Source organism: Variovorax sp. ISS6, from assembly GCF_056523145.1.
Window position 1 is genome coordinate 887904 of the sequence record NZ_JAWRZC010000001.1, and the last position, 13633, is coordinate 901536.

Genomic DNA, 13633 nt, shown 5'->3' on the forward strand with positions numbered 1-13633 from the left:
GCAAACTATCGGGTCCCATAGAGGCTTGGCGGACTTTTAGAGTTGCACGACCAGCTTGTCCCCACAGTGGGCGCGAGCAGGGAGGGCCGATTAAAATCATGGCCCTCCTTTGCGCCGCGCACGCGTCAGTGCGCCCCCTCTCATGCTTTATCCCGAAGAATTCGACGTGATCGTCGTCGGTGGCGGCCATGCCGGCACCGAAGCCGCGCTCGCTGCCGCCCGCATGGGCGCGAAGACGCTGCTGCTGTCCCACAACATCGAGACCTTGGGCCAGATGAGCTGCAACCCCTCGATCGGCGGCATCGGCAAGGGTCACCTGGTGAAGGAGGTCGACGCGCTCGGTGGCGCGATGGCGATCGCCACCGACGAGGCCGGCATCCAGTTCCGCATCCTCAACTCGAGCAAGGGCCCGGCCGTGCGCGCCACGCGTGCCCAGGCCGACCGCGTGCTCTACAAGGCGGCGATCCGCCGCCGGCTCGAGAACCAGCCGAACCTGAGCCTGTTCCAGCAGGCGGTCGACGACCTGATGGTCGAGGGCGACCGCGTGGTGGGCGCGGTCACGCAGGTTGGCATCGCCTTCCGCGCGCGCACCGTGGTGCTGACCGCGGGCACCTTCCTCGACGGCCGCATCCATGTCGGCCTCGACAACTACCAGGCCGGCCGCGCGGGCGATCCGCCGGCCGTGAGCCTGTCGGCGCGCCTCAAGGAACTCAAGCTGCCGCAGGGCCGGCTCAAGACCGGCACGCCGCCGCGGCTCGACGGCCGCAGCATCGACTTCTCGAAGTGCACCGAGCAGCCCGGAGACGGCATGCCCGGCGGGGCAGGGCCGATGCCGGTGTTCAGCTTCCTCGGCAAGGTCGAGATGCATCCGCAACAGATGCCGTGCTGGATCACGCACACCAACGCACGCACGCACGAGATCATCCGCTCGGGCTTCGACCGCAGCCCGATGTTCACCGGCAAGATCGACGGCGTCGGTCCGCGCTACTGCCCGAGCGTCGAGGACAAGATCAACCGCTTCGCCGACAAGGACAGCCACCAGATCTTCCTCGAGCCCGAGGGCCTGACCACCAACGAGTACTACCCGAACGGCATCTCGACCAGCCTGCCTTTCGACATCCAGTACCAGCTGGTGCGCTCGATGCCCGGGCTGGAGAACGCCCACATCCTGCGTCCCGGCTACGCGATCGAGTACGACTACTTCGATCCGCGCGAACTCAAGAGCAGCTTCGAATCCCGCGCGATCCAGGGCCTGTTCTTCGCCGGGCAGATCAACGGCACCACGGGCTACGAAGAGGCGGCGGCCCAGGGCCTGTTCGCTGGCATCAACGCCGCGCTGCAATGCCGGGGCGAAGACGCCTGGCTGCCGCGCCGCGACGAGGCCTACCTCGGCGTGCTGGTCGACGACCTGATCACCAAGGGCGTGACCGAGCCCTACCGCATGTTCACGAGTCGCGCCGAGTTCCGGCTGCAGCTGCGCGAGGACAACGCCGACATGCGCCTGACCGAAGCAGGGCGCAAGCTGGGCCTGGTCGACGATGTGCGCTGGGATGCTTTCAGCCGCAAGCGCGACGCTGTTTCACGTGAAACAGAGCGGCTCAAGTCGATCTGGGTGAACCCGCGCAACCTGCCGGCGACCGAGTCGGTGCGAGTGCTCGGCAAGGCGATCGAACACGAGTACAACCTGGCCGACCTGCTGCGCCGGCCCGACGTGAACTACCAGACCCTGATGTCGCTGGACGGCGGGAAGTACGGCGCCGAAGCCCCGCTCAGCGAGACCGAGATCGAGCAGATCGAAATCTCGGCCAAGTATTCGGGCTACATCGAGCGCCAGAACGACGAGGTGGAGCGCGCCGCCCACTTCGAGAGCCTCAAGATGCCGGCCGATTTCGACTATGGCCAGGTCAAGGCCCTGAGTTTCGAGGTGCGGCAGAAGCTTGCGAAGCACAAGCCCGAGACCTTGGGCCTGGCCTCGCGCATCTCGGGCGTGACGCCGGCGGCCATCTCGCTGCTGTTGATCCACCTGCGCAAGGGCGGCCACAAGGCCTTTTCCGCGACCAAGGAAGCAGCCACCGAGCCGCAGTCGGCCGAATGACGGCGACGATCAAACGGCTGCGCGCGGGCGCAGAGACGCTGGGCGTGGCTTTGTCCGAACGCCAGGCCGAGCAGCTCACGGCCTATGGCGCGCTGATGCTCAAGTGGAACAAGGTCTACAACCTCACGGCGCTGCGCGATCCCGACAGCGTGCTGACCCACCACCTGCTCGACAGCCTCGCCGTGATTCCGCCGCTGCAGCGCGAGTGGGCAGGGCAGGGCAAGCTGCTCGACGTGGGATCGGGGGCTGGATTACCGGGGGTGGTCATTGCGATCCTGCGGCCCGATCTCGACGTCACCTGTCTCGATGCGGTCGCGAAGAAGATGGCTTTCGTGCAGCAGGTGGCCGGCGAACTGGTGCTGCCGAACCTGCGCGGGCTTCACGCCCGGGTCGAAAAGCTCGAAGGCCGTTTCGACCTGATCAGCTCGCGCGCCTTCGCGTCGCTGCCCGATTTCTTCTCAGGCTCCTCGCACCTGCTGGCCGACGGCGGCAAATGGCTCGCGATGAAGGGCAAGAATCCGGCCGATGAGCTCGCCGGACTGCCGGCCGAAGTCGCGGTGTTTCACGTGGAACAACTGACAGTGCCCGGCCTCGACGCCGAGCGGTGCATCGTCTGGGCACGAAAACAGGCCTGATCCGTGCCCGGCAAGACGGCCGCGCCCGCCGTCTTGCCAAAAGAAACGCGCGGGCCGCGCAAAACCGGCCGTTCGGCCAATCGCCGCGCCACCTGCCTCGCTTAGACTCGACGGCTCCCCTTTCCCTCTTTCCACGAGGCAATTCCCATGTTCGGCATCGCTGACTACGGCGCGTTCGTCGCCGCCATCATCCTGTTCCTCCTGATTCCCGGCCCGGGCAACCTGGCACTGATCACGTCGACCAGCAAAGGCGGAATTCACGGCGGCCTGGCGGCGACCCTCGGCGTGATTGCCGGCGACCAGGTGCTGATGTGGGCCGCGGTGGCCGGCGTGTCGGCCGTGCTGGCCGCTTATCCGGCCGCCTTCAAGGCGGTTCAGTGGCTCGGCGCCGGCTACCTGGCCTGGCTGGGCTTCAAGATGCTGCGCGCCAAGCCCGGCTCGGCGCCTATCCTCAACATCCGCCCGAGCCACTTCATGCGGCAGGCGCTGATGATCACCTTGCTGAACCCCAAGGCGATCGTGTTCTACATGGCTTTCTTCCCGCTGTTCGTCGATCCGGCCCGCCACCAGGGCCTGGTCACCTTCGGCGCGATGGCGGTCACGATCGCGGCGCTGACCTTCCTCTACGGCCTGACCTCCACCTTGCTGACCCACTTCCTGGCCGAGCGCATCCGCGCCAATCCGCGGATCTCGGCCGTGCTCGAGAAGCTGGCCGGTGTCTTCCTGATCGCCTTCGGCGTCAAGCTCGCCGCCTCGAACTGATCCTCCTCCATGGCCAAGATTTTCTGCATCGCCAACCAGAAGGGCGGCGTCGGCAAGACCACCACCACCGTTAACCTCGCCGCCGGCCTGGCCAAGGTGGGCCAGCGGGTGCTGATGATCGACCTCGACCCGCAGGGCAATGCCACCATGGGTTCGGGCATCGACAAGCGCCAGCTCGAGACCACGGTGTACGACGTGCTGCTCGAGTCGGCCTCGGTGGCCGAGGCGCGGGTCAGGGCCGACAAGCTGGCGGAGGGCGGTTACGCCTACGACGTGCTGGGCGCCAACCGCGAGCTGGCCGGTGCCGAGGTCGAGATGGTTGCGCTCGACCGCCGCGAGAAACGCCTGCGCACCGCGCTGGCCGCGGTCGGTGCCGAGTACGACTTCGTGCTGATCGACTGCCCGCCCAGCCTGAGCCTGCTGACGCTCAACGGCCTGTGCGCGGCGCATGGCGTGATCGTGCCGATGCAGTGCGAGTACTTCGCGCTCGAGGGCCTGACCGACCTGGTCAACACCATCAAGCAGGTGCACGCCAATCTCAACAAGAACCTGCAGATCATCGGCCTGCTGCGCGTGATGTTCGATCCGCGCATCACGCTGCAGCAGCAGGTCAGCGAGCAGCTCAAGGCGCACTTCGGCGACAAGGTGTTCGACACCGTGATCCCGCGCAACGTGCGCCTGGCCGAGGCGCCGAGCTACGGACTGCCGGGCGTGGTCTTCGATCCGGCGGCGCGCGGCAGCCAGGCCTTCATCGCCTTCGCCGAGGAGCTGATCGCGAAGATGCCCCCGGCGAGCGCTTTCGCCTCGGGCGCGGTGGCGCCCAGCACGCCGCCGGCACCGGGCCGCACTTCGCCCGACCTGCCGATTCCCGAGGACGTGCTGGCACCGGTGGGCGAGCCCAAGTCCAGCAGCGAAAACAACGCCTGACCCTGATACAGCTTATATAGTTAGCTATAAAAATAATAGCAAATGAGCACTGAACCTCGTGTCCTTTTGCTGCCAGGCTGGCAGAACAGCGGCCCCGGCCACTGGCAGACCCTCTGGGAAGAAAAGCACCACGACCACCGCGTGGAACAGCATGAATGGATGCGGCCTCTGCGCGGCGACTGGTCGGTGCGGCTGGAGGAGGAAGTGCTGGCTTCGCCCGGCGACGTGGTCTTCGCCGCCCACAGCCTGGGCTGCATCCTGGTGGCCGCCTGGGCCGCCCATTCGCGCCACACCGCGCGGGTACGCGGCGCGCTGCTGGTCGCGCCCGGCGACCTCGAGCGCGAGGACGTGCGCCAGATGATCCCGGGCTGGGCGCCGATCGTGCGCCGGCCGCTGCCTTTTCCCGCCGTGCTGATCGCCGCCAACGACGACCCGTACTGCGAGGCCGCCCGCTCGCGCCAGATGGCGAGCGACTGGGGGGCGCGCTTCGTCGACGCGGGCGCGCGTGGCCACCTGAATGCCGAATCCGGCCTGGGCGACTGGCCCGAGGGCCGGCAACTCCTGAACGACGTGTCGAAAGAAAAGAACTGATGGCGACCAAGAAACCCAAGGGCCTGGGCCGCGGCCTCGAAGCGCTGCTCGGCCCCACGGCCGCCCCTTCCAGCGACAACGCCGGCGACGGCGGCTCCGGCGAGAACGGAGCGCCGCAGAACCCGAGCAGCCTGCGGCTCGACCAGATGGTGGCCGGCGTCTACCAGCCGCGCACCCGCATGGACGAGGGCGCGCTCTACGAGCTGGCCGAGAGCATCAAGGCGCAGGGGATCATGCAGCCGATCCTGGTGCGCCGGCTCGACGAGGAGTCCGCCGCCGCCAAGAACGCCGAGTTCGAGATCATCGCGGGCGAACGCCGCTTCCGTGCCGCCAGGCTGGCCGGTCTCGAGAGCGTGCCGGTGCTGGTGCGCGACGTGCCCAACGAGGCCGCCGCGGCGATGTCGCTGATCGAGAACATCCAGCGCGAGGACCTGAACCCGCTCGAAGAGGCCCAGGGCCTGCAGCGCCTGGTCAGCGAGTTCGGCCTCACGCACGAGGCCGCCGCCCAGGCCGTGGGCCGCTCGCGCAGCGCCGCCAGCAACCTGCTGCGCCTGCTCAACCTGGCCGAGCCCGCGCAGGCCATGCTGATGGCCGGCGACATCGACATGGGCCATGCGCGCGCGCTGCTGGCGCTCGACCGTGGCACCCAGATCACGGCGGCCAACCAGATCGCCGCCAAGAAGATGTCGGTGCGCGAGGCCGAGGCGCTGGTGAAGAAGCTCGCGGCCGAATTCAGCCTCACGGCCGCGCCGCGGCGCAGCGGCCAGAACGGCGAGAAATCGCGCGACCTCGAGCGGGTCGAGGAGGAGCTGGCCGACCTGCTGACCGCCGAGGTCGAGGTGCGGATCAAGAAGCGCAGCAAGCGCGGCGGCAAGATCGAGGAGAGCGGCGAGCTCGCGATCCATTTCGGTTCGATCGACGCGCTCAACGGCCTCATCGAGCGCATCCGCCGAACGGCCTAAGCCGTGTCGCGGCGTCCTCCGACGTCCGCTTGATTGTTCCGGTCATCCATTGCGCGTATCCTCGCCGCAGCTTTTTTCCACCCGACGATCTCGAGAGAGGGAGCCCGCCATGAAGTTCTTCACCACCCGTTTCCCGCTCGCGGCCGTGGCCGTGGGCGCGCTGCTGCTCACGGGCTGCGCCACCACCGACATGCAGATGGGCAGCCAGTCGGCCAAGACCATGGCCACCGGCAGCGCCGCCGGCGGTGCCACCTCGGGCGAGAGCAGCCAGCTCGAGCGCTGCGAATCGCCGCTGGGCACCGTCTCGCTGATCGAGAACGTCAACGCGGGCTGGTACACCATCCTCACGGGCGAATACCGCCTGCCGCCTACTGCAAACCTGTTGCGTTTGCTGGTGCAGCAATCGAACTGCTTCGTGGTGGTCGAGCGCGGCGCGGCCGGCATGAACGCGATGACGCGCGAACGCGCGCTGCAGCAGTCGGGCGAGATGCGCGGCGGCAGCAACTTCGGCCGCGGCCAGATGGTCGCGTCGGACTACGGCCTGTCGCCCGAGATCGTGTTCAGCAACAGCGACGCGGGCGGCCTCGGCGGTTCGCTCGGCGGCCTGGTGGGCGGCAACCGCGGTCGCGCGCTGGCCGCGATCGGCGGCAGCATGCAGACCAAGGAAGCCTCGGCGCTGCTGACGCTGATCGACAACCGTTCGGGCGTGCAGGTCGCGGCTTCCGAAGGCAGCGCCTCCAAGACCGACTTCGGCGCCTTCGGCTCCATCGTCGGCCGCAGCGCCGGCGGCGGCCTCGGCGGCTACACCAACACCGCGCAGGGCAAGGTGATCGCGGCAGCCTTCATGGACGCCTTCAACCAGATGGTCCGTTCGCTGCGCAACTACAAGGCGCAGACCGTGCGCGGCCAGGGCCTGGGCGGCGGTGGCCGGCTCGGTGTGGATGGCGGCGCGGCGCCGTCGCAGACCTACGTGCCGGCCGAGCAGCCGCAGCAGCCGGCGCGCCGCCGCAAGTAATCGGGAGTGGGGCCTTCGGGGCCCGCCCAGCAAAAAAGCCCGGGGCTTCCTTCGAAGCCGCCGGGCTTTTTGCCGGATGCGCGGCGTGCGCTCAGAGCTGGAAGATCTTGCCCGGGTTCATGATGTTCTTCGGATCGAGCGCGCGCTTGATCGTGCGCATCATGTCGATCGCGCCGGCACCGGCCTCGGTCACCAGGAAGTCCATCTTGTGCAGGCCCACGCCGTGCTCGCCGGTGCAGGTGCCCTCGAGCGCGAGCGCGCGGCTCACCAGGGCGTGGTTGAGCGCCTCGGCCTTCACGCGCTCCTCGGGCACGTTGGGATCGAGCAGGTAGCCGAAGTGGAAGTTGCCGTCGCCCACGTGGCCGACGAGGAAGTAGGGGATGCCGCTGGCATCGGCCTCGGCCACCGAGTCGAGCAGGCAGTCGGCCAGGCGCGAGATCGGCACGCAGGTGTCGGTCGAGATCACGCGGCAGCCCGGGCGCGACTGCACCGCGGCGAAGTAGCTGTTGTGCCGCGCGGTCCACAGGCGCGTGCGTTCTTCCGGCGTGCTGGCCCATTCGAAGGCATTGCCGCCGTGGCCGCTCGCGATCTCCTGCACCGTCTCGGCCTGTTCCTTCACGCCCGCCGGCGAGCCGTGGAACTCCATCAGCAGCATCGGTTCCTCGCGCAGGTTCAGCTTGGCGTAGGCATTCACCATGCGCACCGTGTTCACGTCGATCAGTTCCACGCGCGCGATCGGCACGCCGAGCTGGATGGTCTCGATGGTGGTGCGCACCGCGGCCTCGATGCTCGGGAACGAGCAGATCGCGGCCGACACCGCCTCGGGCAGCGGATAGATGCGCAGCGTGATCTCGGTGACCACGCCCAGCGTGCCTTCGCTGCCCACCATCAGGCGCGTGAGGTCGTAGCCGGCCGAGGACTTCTTCGCGCGCGTGCCGGTGCGGATCGTGTCGCCGGCGGCCGTCACCACTTCGAGCGCCAGCACGTTCTCGCGCATCGTGCCGTAGCGCACCGCGTTCGTGCCGCTGGCGCGCGTGGCCGTCATGCCGCCGATGGAGGCATCGGCGCCCGGGTCGATCGGGAAGAACAGGCCGGTGCTCTTGATCTCCTCGTTGAGCTGCTTGCGCGTGACGCCCGGCTGCACCGTGACCGTGAGGTCGTCGGCATTGACCGACAGCACCCGGTTCATGCGCGACACGTCGATGCTGATGCCGCCCTGCACCGCGAGCAGGTGGCCTTCGAGCGACGAGCCCACGCCGAAGGGGATGACCGGCACGCTGTGCTCGCTCGCGAGCTTCACGGCATCGGCCACGTCCTGCGTGCTCTCGGCGAACACCACGGCCGAGGGCGGCGGCGCATCGAACGAGGATTCGTCGCGACCGTGCTGCGTGCGTACCGCGAGCGCCGTGGAACAGCGTTCGCCGAAGCGGGCCTTGAGCGCATCGATCAGCACTGCCGGCACCTCGCGCAGATGAAGCTCCGGCAGCAGGTGCGAGGTCGAGGTCGGGGCGTTCATCGGAGGTCTCCTGGCTGTGGAAGAGGGGAAAAGAGGGGCGGGGGCGAACGGACCATTCTACGAAGCGGGGCGCGAACCGGCATCGGGCCGATCCCCGTACGGCAGTCGGGCGAGGGGGTTAAGCGGCCCTGACCTGGATGCCGATGCCGCAAAATCCTGCTCCCGCCTTTCTCCGCGGCCCGCGATGCACGGGCCGCGTGCCGCGATGACCATCGATCCCACGACCCTGCAGGCACTGGCCGCCTTTCCGGCCCAGCTCGAAGCCCACTACGCCGCGATCCCCGCCGCCGCGCGCGACTTCGCGCCGGCCTCGTGGGAGGGCGTGCCGAGCGAGCCCTTCACGCCGCTGCAGCAGGTCTGCCATGTGCGCGACATCGAGGTCGAGGGCTACCACCTGCGCTTTCGCCGCACGCTCGACGAGGAGCAACCGCTGCTGGTCTCGATCGACAGCGAGGCCGTGAATGCGCAGCGCCCCTACGGCGCGGCCGATGCCGAGCGCGCGCTGGCCGAGTTCCGCGCCGCGCGCGCCCACACGCTGGCGCTGCTGGGCACGCTCGATGCCGCGCAGCTCGCGCGCACCGCGGTGTTCGAAGGCTATGGTCCGCTCACGCTGCGCAGCCTGGTGCACTATCTGTGCAGCCACGACCAGCAGCACCTCGCGGGCCTGCAATGGCTGCGCGGCAAGATCGAGGCGCAGGCCGCCTCCACCCCCTCGGCATAGGAACGAACACACCATGGGCAACCGACTCTCGCAGATCGCCACGCGCACCGGCGACGACGGCACCACCGGCCTCGGCGACAACACGCGCGTGCCCAAGGACCACCTGCGCGTGCACGCCATGGGCGACGTCGACGAGCTCAACTCGCACATCGGCCTGCTGCTGTGCGAGCCGCTGCCCGAGGCGGTGCGCGAGCTGCTGGTGGACGTGCAGCACCAGCTGTTCAACCTCGGCGGCGAGCTCTCGATGCCCGGCTATGCGCTGCTCAAGCCCGAAGCCCTGCTGCAGCTCGACAACGCGCTGGCCGACCACAACGCCACGCTGCCGCGGCTGGCCGAATTCATCCTGCCGGCCGGCACCCGCGGCGCTTCGCAGGCCCATGTGTGCCGCACCATCGCGCGCCGCGCGGAACGGGCCGTGGTCGCGCTCGGCGCCTCGGCCACGCTCAACGACACGCTGCGCCAGTACCTCAACCGCCTGAGCGACCTGCTGTTCGTGCTCGCGCGCGTGCTCAACCGTGTCGATGGCGGCGACGACGTCTACTGGAAGAGCGAGCGCATGGCGCGCGCCGCGGCCGCGGGCGACGAGCCCGCTTGATGACGAACCCGATGCTTCGAGGAGATCTCCGATGACCCTTCGTTCCCGACTCCGTCTCGCGGCCGCCGCGTCGTTGGCCGCGCTGATGCTGCTGCCGGCCGCTTCGGTGCAGGCGCAGAGCGCCGACAACCCGCCGCGCGCGCAGCGCGCCCACACGCTCAAGCCGCCGCCGCGCGACAGCAAGGTGATCGGCGGCGTGCAGCGCGGCACCAACGCCGCGGGCCGTGGCATCGATCGCGCGGACGATGCCACGCGGCGCGGTGTCGACAAGGTGTCGGCACGCGCGAGCCGCCCGGTGCGCAACGTGGGCGAGGCCTTCGGCCGCAAGCTCGCGCCGGGCTCCAGCGGCCGCGCCGCGCCGCCGCCGGTCGGCCCGCAGGGCAACGCACCCTGATCGGCCGCGGCGCTCAGCGCCAGCCGGCTTTCTGCAACTGGTCGGCGATCTGCTGCGCGATCTTCTCGTAGCCCTGCGCATTCGCATGGATGCGGTCGGAGCGCAGCGCCGGATCGGACAGCACGCCCGCATACACCGCCGGAATCAGCAGCGCCTGCTCGGCGGTCGCGACTTCTTCGTAGAGCGGCGCGTCGCCGAGCGCGCCGATGGTCGCGCGCAGCAGTTCGGGCGCGGGCGTGGCGATCAGCGCCACGCGCGGCGTGTGCGTGCGCGCCTGCCGCACGATCGCCGCGATGTTGTCGCGCGTGGTCTGCAGCGGCACGCCGCGCAGCATGTCGTTGCCGCCGATGCCCACCAGCACCGCGTCATAGCTGTCGGCCGCGAGCAGCGCATCGAGCCGCTTCAGCGCACCGGCCGAGGTGTCGCCGTTGACGCCCTCGTTGACCACCTGCCAGCCCGTGAGCGCCGCGAGCCTCGCGGGCCAATCCTCGCCGGGCGGGGCACCGTACCCGAAGGTCAGGCTGTCGCCCAGCGCGAGCAGCCTGGCATCGGCCTTGAGCGCCGGCTCCGAGGCCTTGCGCCGGCCGCAGGCCGCGAGCGTGGAGGCGGCGATGCCGCCGGCGAGGAGCTGCAGCAGGTGGCGTCGGTTCATGGGTGCGTGGGGGTGGGAGTGAAGGCGGGCGCCAGCATAGCGGCGCATTTCGCGCGCGCCCGAAAGACCGTACCGGGCCTGGCGGCAAGCGGGCAGGGCGGGAAGAGGGCGGTCAGCGGCGCAGGTCCACCAGCGCCTCGAGCCGCTTCACGTCGGCCCAGGTCTCGCGCTTGAAGGCCTGGTGATAACGGTCGATGGCCTCGGCCGATTGCAGCGCGACCTGCTGCGCTTTCTCGTGCGAGGCGGCGCGCATGTAGTAGACGAGGAAGTCGCCCTCGGCACTGCTGTCGAGAAACACCGATTCGATCGTGACGCCTTCCGCGGCCAGCGTTTGCAGCGCCTCCTCGCGGTGTTCCTCGATGTAGCGGGCCCATGCGCGCACGCGCTCGAGCGATCCCGGATGCAGGCGCACGCGCGCGCAGACGGCGCTGTCCGCAGGCTGCCGTGCGGCGTCGCTCAATCGTTCGCCTCGCCGCCCGTGGCCACCGTGCGCTCGCGCAGCTGGAACACATTGCCCTCGGTGTCGTGCCCGTCGCAATAGCGATGGCCGCCGAAGGCCCATTCGGCCTCGGCCGGCTTCAAGGCCCCGCCGCGCTCGGCCGCCGCGCGCCGCGCATCGTGCAGGCTCGGGACCGGAAAGACGAACTTCAGCGCCGTGTTCTCGCGCCGTGCCGGCGGCTGCGTCACATGGACCCGGGCCGCGATGTCGCCATGCATCGCGACCACGAACAGCTGCAGCGCGGGCGACTCGAGCGTGTGGAAGCCGCCTTCGGCGTGGGCGAGCGAGAGCCCCGCGACATGGGTGTAGAAGCTGCTCAGCCGTGTCACGTCCTTGGCGTAGACGACGGCTGCCGCGACGGTGTGTTCGCTCATCCGGATCCCCTCGGTGCTGGTTGCTGCGTTGGGGCGGCATTCTGCCAGCGACCCTGCGCACCGCCGGTGACCGGAGGTGACGGCCGTGCTTCAGGCCGCACGGCCCTCGGCATGCGCGCGGCGTAGTTCCGCCTGCAGCTTCTTCCAGAGCGTGGGGCCGCCTTTCTCGAGCGCGGCGGCGTCGGCCGCGCTGTCCTTCGTGACCGGCGTGTGCTTGCGGCCCCAGATGCCGATCTGCGCCACCACCGGCAGCAGGTCGATGCCCATGGGCGTGAGGCTGTAGAGCGCCTTCTGCCGGTGCGTGGGATCGTCGCTCTTGCGCAGCACGCCCTGCTCGACGAGCTTGCCGAGCCGCTCGGTGAGGATGTTGGTGGAGATGCCTTCGTCGGACTGCAGGAACTCGCGGAAGTGGCGCTTGCCCGCGAACATCATGTCGCGCACGATCAGCAGGCTCCAGCGGTCGCCGAAGACTTCCAGCGCGAGGTTGATCGGGCAGAGGGATTTTTCCTGGGATGCCATGGCGCGCTCTCCTACGCTTCTCTTTCGAAACCGCTTGCATTCTTGCACCGGTCGGAAGACACTGCAACCGCGCGCCAAAACCGATTGCGATTCACAAGCGGTCTGGCGCCTCGATTCCTTCACGACCCACCCGGAGAACGCGCATGAGAAAGCTGATCCTTCAGATGCAGATGTCCGTCGACGGCTACGTGGCGGCCGCTCACGCCGACCTGCGCTGGCAGCTCTGGGGCTGGGGCGATCCCTGGCCCTGGGACGAGCGGCTCAAGCAGGACTTCAACACCGTGTTCGACAGCGTGGGCACCATCCTCTTGAGCCGCAAGATCGCGGAGGAGGGCTATATCGACCACTGGGGCCGCGCCGCGATGCGCTTTCCCGCCGACCGCCACTACGCCTTCGCGCAGAAGATCGTCAACGCCGACAAGGTGGTGCTGTCGAACAAGCTCGAGGCTTCGCGCTGGGAGCGCACGGCGGTGGTCCATGGCGACCTCGCCGAGGCGGTCGAGACGCTCAAGCGCGAGGAGGGCGGCGACATCCTCTCGATCGGCGGCGTGGGCTTCGCCTCGGCGCTGGTCGAGGCCGGCGTGGTCGACGAGTTCCAGTTCTTCGTTAATCCGGCCGCGGTGGGCGGCGGGCTCTCGGTGTTCAACGATCGCAGCAAGGGCCACCGGCTCGCGCTGCTGCGCTCCGATGCCTACGAATGCGGCATCGTCGTCAACCGCTACGTGCCGGGCCTGCCCTGAAACGGCACCATGGCGCCGCGCGGCTGTAGGAGCACAGGAGACGCGGATACCACCGCTTACCTTGTTTCACTTCGCGCCTACCTGAGCACCGGCTGACCGACACACGGGCCGCACACAATGGACTCGTCATCACAACAAACGAAGGAGTTCCAGATGTTCATCAACAAGACGAAGGGCATGGCCGTGGCCGCCGCGGCGCTCGCGATGTGCATGGCGGCAGGCAGCGCCTTCGCGCAGGGCCGTGGTCATGACGATCATCGCGGCGGCCCCCCCGGCCATCGGATGGACCATCGCGGCCCGCCGCCCGGCCACTGGGGCAACCAGGACTTCCGCGACGGACGCCAGTTCGATCGCCGCGGCTTCCCGCAGCCGCACGCCGAATGGCGCCGCGGTGGTCGCGTGCCGAGCGAGTACCGCACGCGCAACTACGTGGTCAACGACTACCGCGCCTACCGCCTGCAGCCGCCGCCGCGTGGCTACCAGTGGATGGGCGTGGGCGGCGACTTCGTGCTGGCCGCGATCGCCACGGGCGTGATCGCGCAGATCATCGCTGGCCAATAAGTGCCCACTGCCAGTGGGTTGCGCGAGCAGCCCGCGCAAAAGCCGCCGCAGGCTCAGGCCGCGGCGGCTTTTTCG

Annotated in this window: 17 protein-coding genes; 12 read left to right on the forward strand and 5 right to left on the reverse strand. The window is 69.0% G+C overall.

What is annotated here, in order from left to right:
- Nucleotides 1-142 precede the first annotated feature (142 nt).
- The 7 genes from mnmG to AC1HIL_RS04105 all read left to right on the forward strand — a co-directional run bounded on the left by mnmG (nt 143) and on the right by AC1HIL_RS04105 (nt 6987).
- Nucleotides 143-2095 (forward strand): tRNA uridine-5-carboxymethylaminomethyl(34) synthesis enzyme MnmG, encoded by a 1953-nt coding sequence (gene mnmG, locus AC1HIL_RS04075; RefSeq protein WP_057591811.1) that lies wholly within the window; start codon nt 143-145, stop codon nt 2093-2095.
- On the forward strand, nt 2092-2730 hold the full coding sequence (rsmG, locus tag AC1HIL_RS04080) for a 16S rRNA (guanine(527)-N(7))-methyltransferase RsmG (protein WP_479671207.1): 639 nt from the start codon (nt 2092-2094) through the stop codon (nt 2728-2730). The genes mnmG and rsmG overlap by 4 nt, the downstream gene beginning before the upstream one ends.
- A 147-nt stretch (nt 2731-2877) precedes the next feature.
- The gene (locus tag AC1HIL_RS04085) at nt 2878-3492 is read left to right on the forward strand and encodes a LysE family transporter (RefSeq protein ID WP_479671208.1); all 615 of its coding nucleotides are present in this window, start codon (nt 2878-2880) and stop codon (nt 3490-3492) included.
- Between the two features lie 9 nt (nt 3493-3501).
- Entirely contained in the window at nt 3502-4419 is a 918-nt protein-coding gene (locus AC1HIL_RS04090; RefSeq protein WP_057591808.1) for a ParA family protein, read from the forward strand.
- A gap of 42 nt (nt 4420-4461) precedes the next feature.
- The gene (locus AC1HIL_RS04095) at nt 4462-5010 is read left to right on the forward strand and encodes an RBBP9/YdeN family alpha/beta hydrolase (RefSeq protein WP_261212152.1); all 549 of its coding nucleotides are present in this window, start codon (nt 4462-4464) and stop codon (nt 5008-5010) included.
- Nucleotides 5010-5972, forward strand: coding sequence for a ParB/RepB/Spo0J family partition protein (locus AC1HIL_RS04100; protein ID WP_057591806.1), 963 nt, complete (start codon nt 5010-5012; stop codon nt 5970-5972). The genes AC1HIL_RS04095 and AC1HIL_RS04100 overlap by 1 nt, the downstream gene beginning before the upstream one ends.
- A gap of 109 nt (nt 5973-6081) precedes the next feature.
- Nucleotides 6082-6987 carry a CsgG/HfaB family protein gene (locus AC1HIL_RS04105; protein ID WP_057591805.1) on the forward strand — a complete coding sequence of 302 codons (906 nt, stop codon included), beginning with the start codon at nt 6082-6084 and terminating at the stop codon, nt 6985-6987.
- Between the two features lie 91 nt (nt 6988-7078).
- Here AC1HIL_RS04105 and AC1HIL_RS04110 read toward each other — a convergent pair whose 3' ends face one another.
- Nucleotides 7079-8503 carry an FAD-binding oxidoreductase gene (locus tag AC1HIL_RS04110; protein ID WP_057591804.1) on the reverse strand — a complete coding sequence of 475 codons (1425 nt, stop codon included), beginning with the start codon at nt 8501-8503 and terminating at the stop codon, nt 7079-7081.
- Nucleotides 8504-8714: 211 nt separating this feature from the next.
- Between AC1HIL_RS04110 and AC1HIL_RS04115 the strand changes: the two genes are divergently transcribed.
- The 3 genes from AC1HIL_RS04115 to AC1HIL_RS04125 are packed head-to-tail and all read left to right on the forward strand — an operon-like array spanning nt 8715 to nt 10213.
- Complete coding sequence (locus AC1HIL_RS04115) at nt 8715-9224, forward strand: DinB family protein (protein WP_479672468.1); 510 nt, start codon at nt 8715-8717, stop codon at nt 9222-9224.
- 13 nt (nt 9225-9237) lie between these two features.
- Nucleotides 9238-9819 (forward strand): cob(I)yrinic acid a,c-diamide adenosyltransferase, encoded by a 582-nt coding sequence (locus tag AC1HIL_RS04120; protein ID WP_479671209.1) that lies wholly within the window; start codon nt 9238-9240, stop codon nt 9817-9819.
- A 31-nt stretch (nt 9820-9850) separates the two neighbouring features.
- Nucleotides 9851-10213, forward strand: a complete 363-nt coding sequence (locus AC1HIL_RS04125; RefSeq protein ID WP_479671210.1) for a hypothetical protein — start codon at nt 9851-9853, stop codon at nt 10211-10213.
- 13 nt (nt 10214-10226) lie between these two features.
- Here AC1HIL_RS04125 and AC1HIL_RS04130 read toward each other — a convergent pair whose 3' ends face one another.
- The 4 genes from AC1HIL_RS04130 to AC1HIL_RS04145 form a co-directional block, all read right to left on the reverse strand.
- Nucleotides 10227-10865 (reverse strand): GDSL-type esterase/lipase family protein, encoded by a 639-nt coding sequence (locus AC1HIL_RS04130; RefSeq protein ID WP_261212157.1) that lies wholly within the window; start codon nt 10863-10865, stop codon nt 10227-10229.
- Between the two features lie 112 nt (nt 10866-10977).
- Nucleotides 10978-11325, reverse strand: coding sequence for a DUF6176 family protein (locus AC1HIL_RS04135; protein WP_479671211.1), 348 nt, complete (start codon nt 11323-11325; stop codon nt 10978-10980).
- Entirely contained in the window at nt 11322-11738 is a 417-nt protein-coding gene (locus AC1HIL_RS04140) for a VOC family protein (protein ID WP_057591800.1), read from the reverse strand. The genes AC1HIL_RS04135 and AC1HIL_RS04140 overlap by 4 nt, the downstream gene beginning before the upstream one ends.
- Nucleotides 11739-11828: 90 nt before the next feature.
- Nucleotides 11829-12257, reverse strand: a complete 429-nt coding sequence (locus tag AC1HIL_RS04145) for a winged helix-turn-helix transcriptional regulator (protein ID WP_057591799.1) — start codon at nt 12255-12257, stop codon at nt 11829-11831.
- A 143-nt stretch (nt 12258-12400) separates the two neighbouring features.
- Between AC1HIL_RS04145 and AC1HIL_RS04150 the strand changes: the two genes are divergently transcribed.
- Entirely contained in the window at nt 12401-12997 is a 597-nt protein-coding gene (locus tag AC1HIL_RS04150) for a dihydrofolate reductase family protein (protein ID WP_057591798.1), read from the forward strand.
- Nucleotides 12998-13150: 153 nt separating this feature from the next.
- Nucleotides 13151-13558: an RcnB family protein gene (locus AC1HIL_RS04155; protein ID WP_057591797.1), complete on the forward strand. Its 408-nt coding sequence runs from the start codon at nt 13151-13153 to the stop codon at nt 13556-13558.
- Nucleotides 13559-13633 lie beyond the last annotated feature (75 nt).

What these genes read in the sequence shown, in the direction of transcription:
- AC1HIL_RS04130 (WP_261212157.1), bottom strand. Translation starts at nt 10,865, where the DNA reads ATGAACCGACGCCACCTGCTGCAGCTCCTCGCCGGCGGCATCGCCGCC.
- AC1HIL_RS04090 (WP_057591808.1), top strand. Translation starts at nt 3,502, where the DNA reads ATGGCCAAGATTTTCTGCATCGCCAACCAGAAGGGCGGCGTCGGCAAG.
- AC1HIL_RS04110 (WP_057591804.1), bottom strand. Translation starts at nt 8,503, where the DNA reads ATGAACGCCCCGACCTCGACCTCGCACCTGCTGCCGGAGCTTCATCTG.
- AC1HIL_RS04120 (WP_479671209.1), top strand. Translation starts at nt 9,238, where the DNA reads ATGGGCAACCGACTCTCGCAGATCGCCACGCGCACCGGCGACGACGGC.
- AC1HIL_RS04125 (WP_479671210.1), top strand. Translation starts at nt 9,851, where the DNA reads ATGACCCTTCGTTCCCGACTCCGTCTCGCGGCCGCCGCGTCGTTGGCC.
- AC1HIL_RS04155 (WP_057591797.1), top strand. Translation starts at nt 13,151, where the DNA reads ATGTTCATCAACAAGACGAAGGGCATGGCCGTGGCCGCCGCGGCGCTC.
- AC1HIL_RS04100 (WP_057591806.1), top strand. Translation starts at nt 5,010, where the DNA reads ATGGCGACCAAGAAACCCAAGGGCCTGGGCCGCGGCCTCGAAGCGCTG.
- mnmG (WP_057591811.1), top strand. Translation starts at nt 143, where the DNA reads ATGCTTTATCCCGAAGAATTCGACGTGATCGTCGTCGGTGGCGGCCAT.
- rsmG (WP_479671207.1), top strand. Translation starts at nt 2,092, where the DNA reads ATGACGGCGACGATCAAACGGCTGCGCGCGGGCGCAGAGACGCTGGGC.
- AC1HIL_RS04145 (WP_057591799.1), bottom strand. Translation starts at nt 12,257, where the DNA reads ATGGCATCCCAGGAAAAATCCCTCTGCCCGATCAACCTCGCGCTGGAA.
- AC1HIL_RS04095 (WP_261212152.1), top strand. Translation starts at nt 4,462, where the DNA reads ATGAGCACTGAACCTCGTGTCCTTTTGCTGCCAGGCTGGCAGAACAGC.
- AC1HIL_RS04085 (WP_479671208.1), top strand. Translation starts at nt 2,878, where the DNA reads ATGTTCGGCATCGCTGACTACGGCGCGTTCGTCGCCGCCATCATCCTG.
- AC1HIL_RS04150 (WP_057591798.1), top strand. Translation starts at nt 12,401, where the DNA reads ATGAGAAAGCTGATCCTTCAGATGCAGATGTCCGTCGACGGCTACGTG.
- AC1HIL_RS04140 (WP_057591800.1), bottom strand. Translation starts at nt 11,738, where the DNA reads ATGAGCGAACACACCGTCGCGGCAGCCGTCGTCTACGCCAAGGACGTG.
- AC1HIL_RS04105 (WP_057591805.1), top strand. Translation starts at nt 6,082, where the DNA reads ATGAAGTTCTTCACCACCCGTTTCCCGCTCGCGGCCGTGGCCGTGGGC.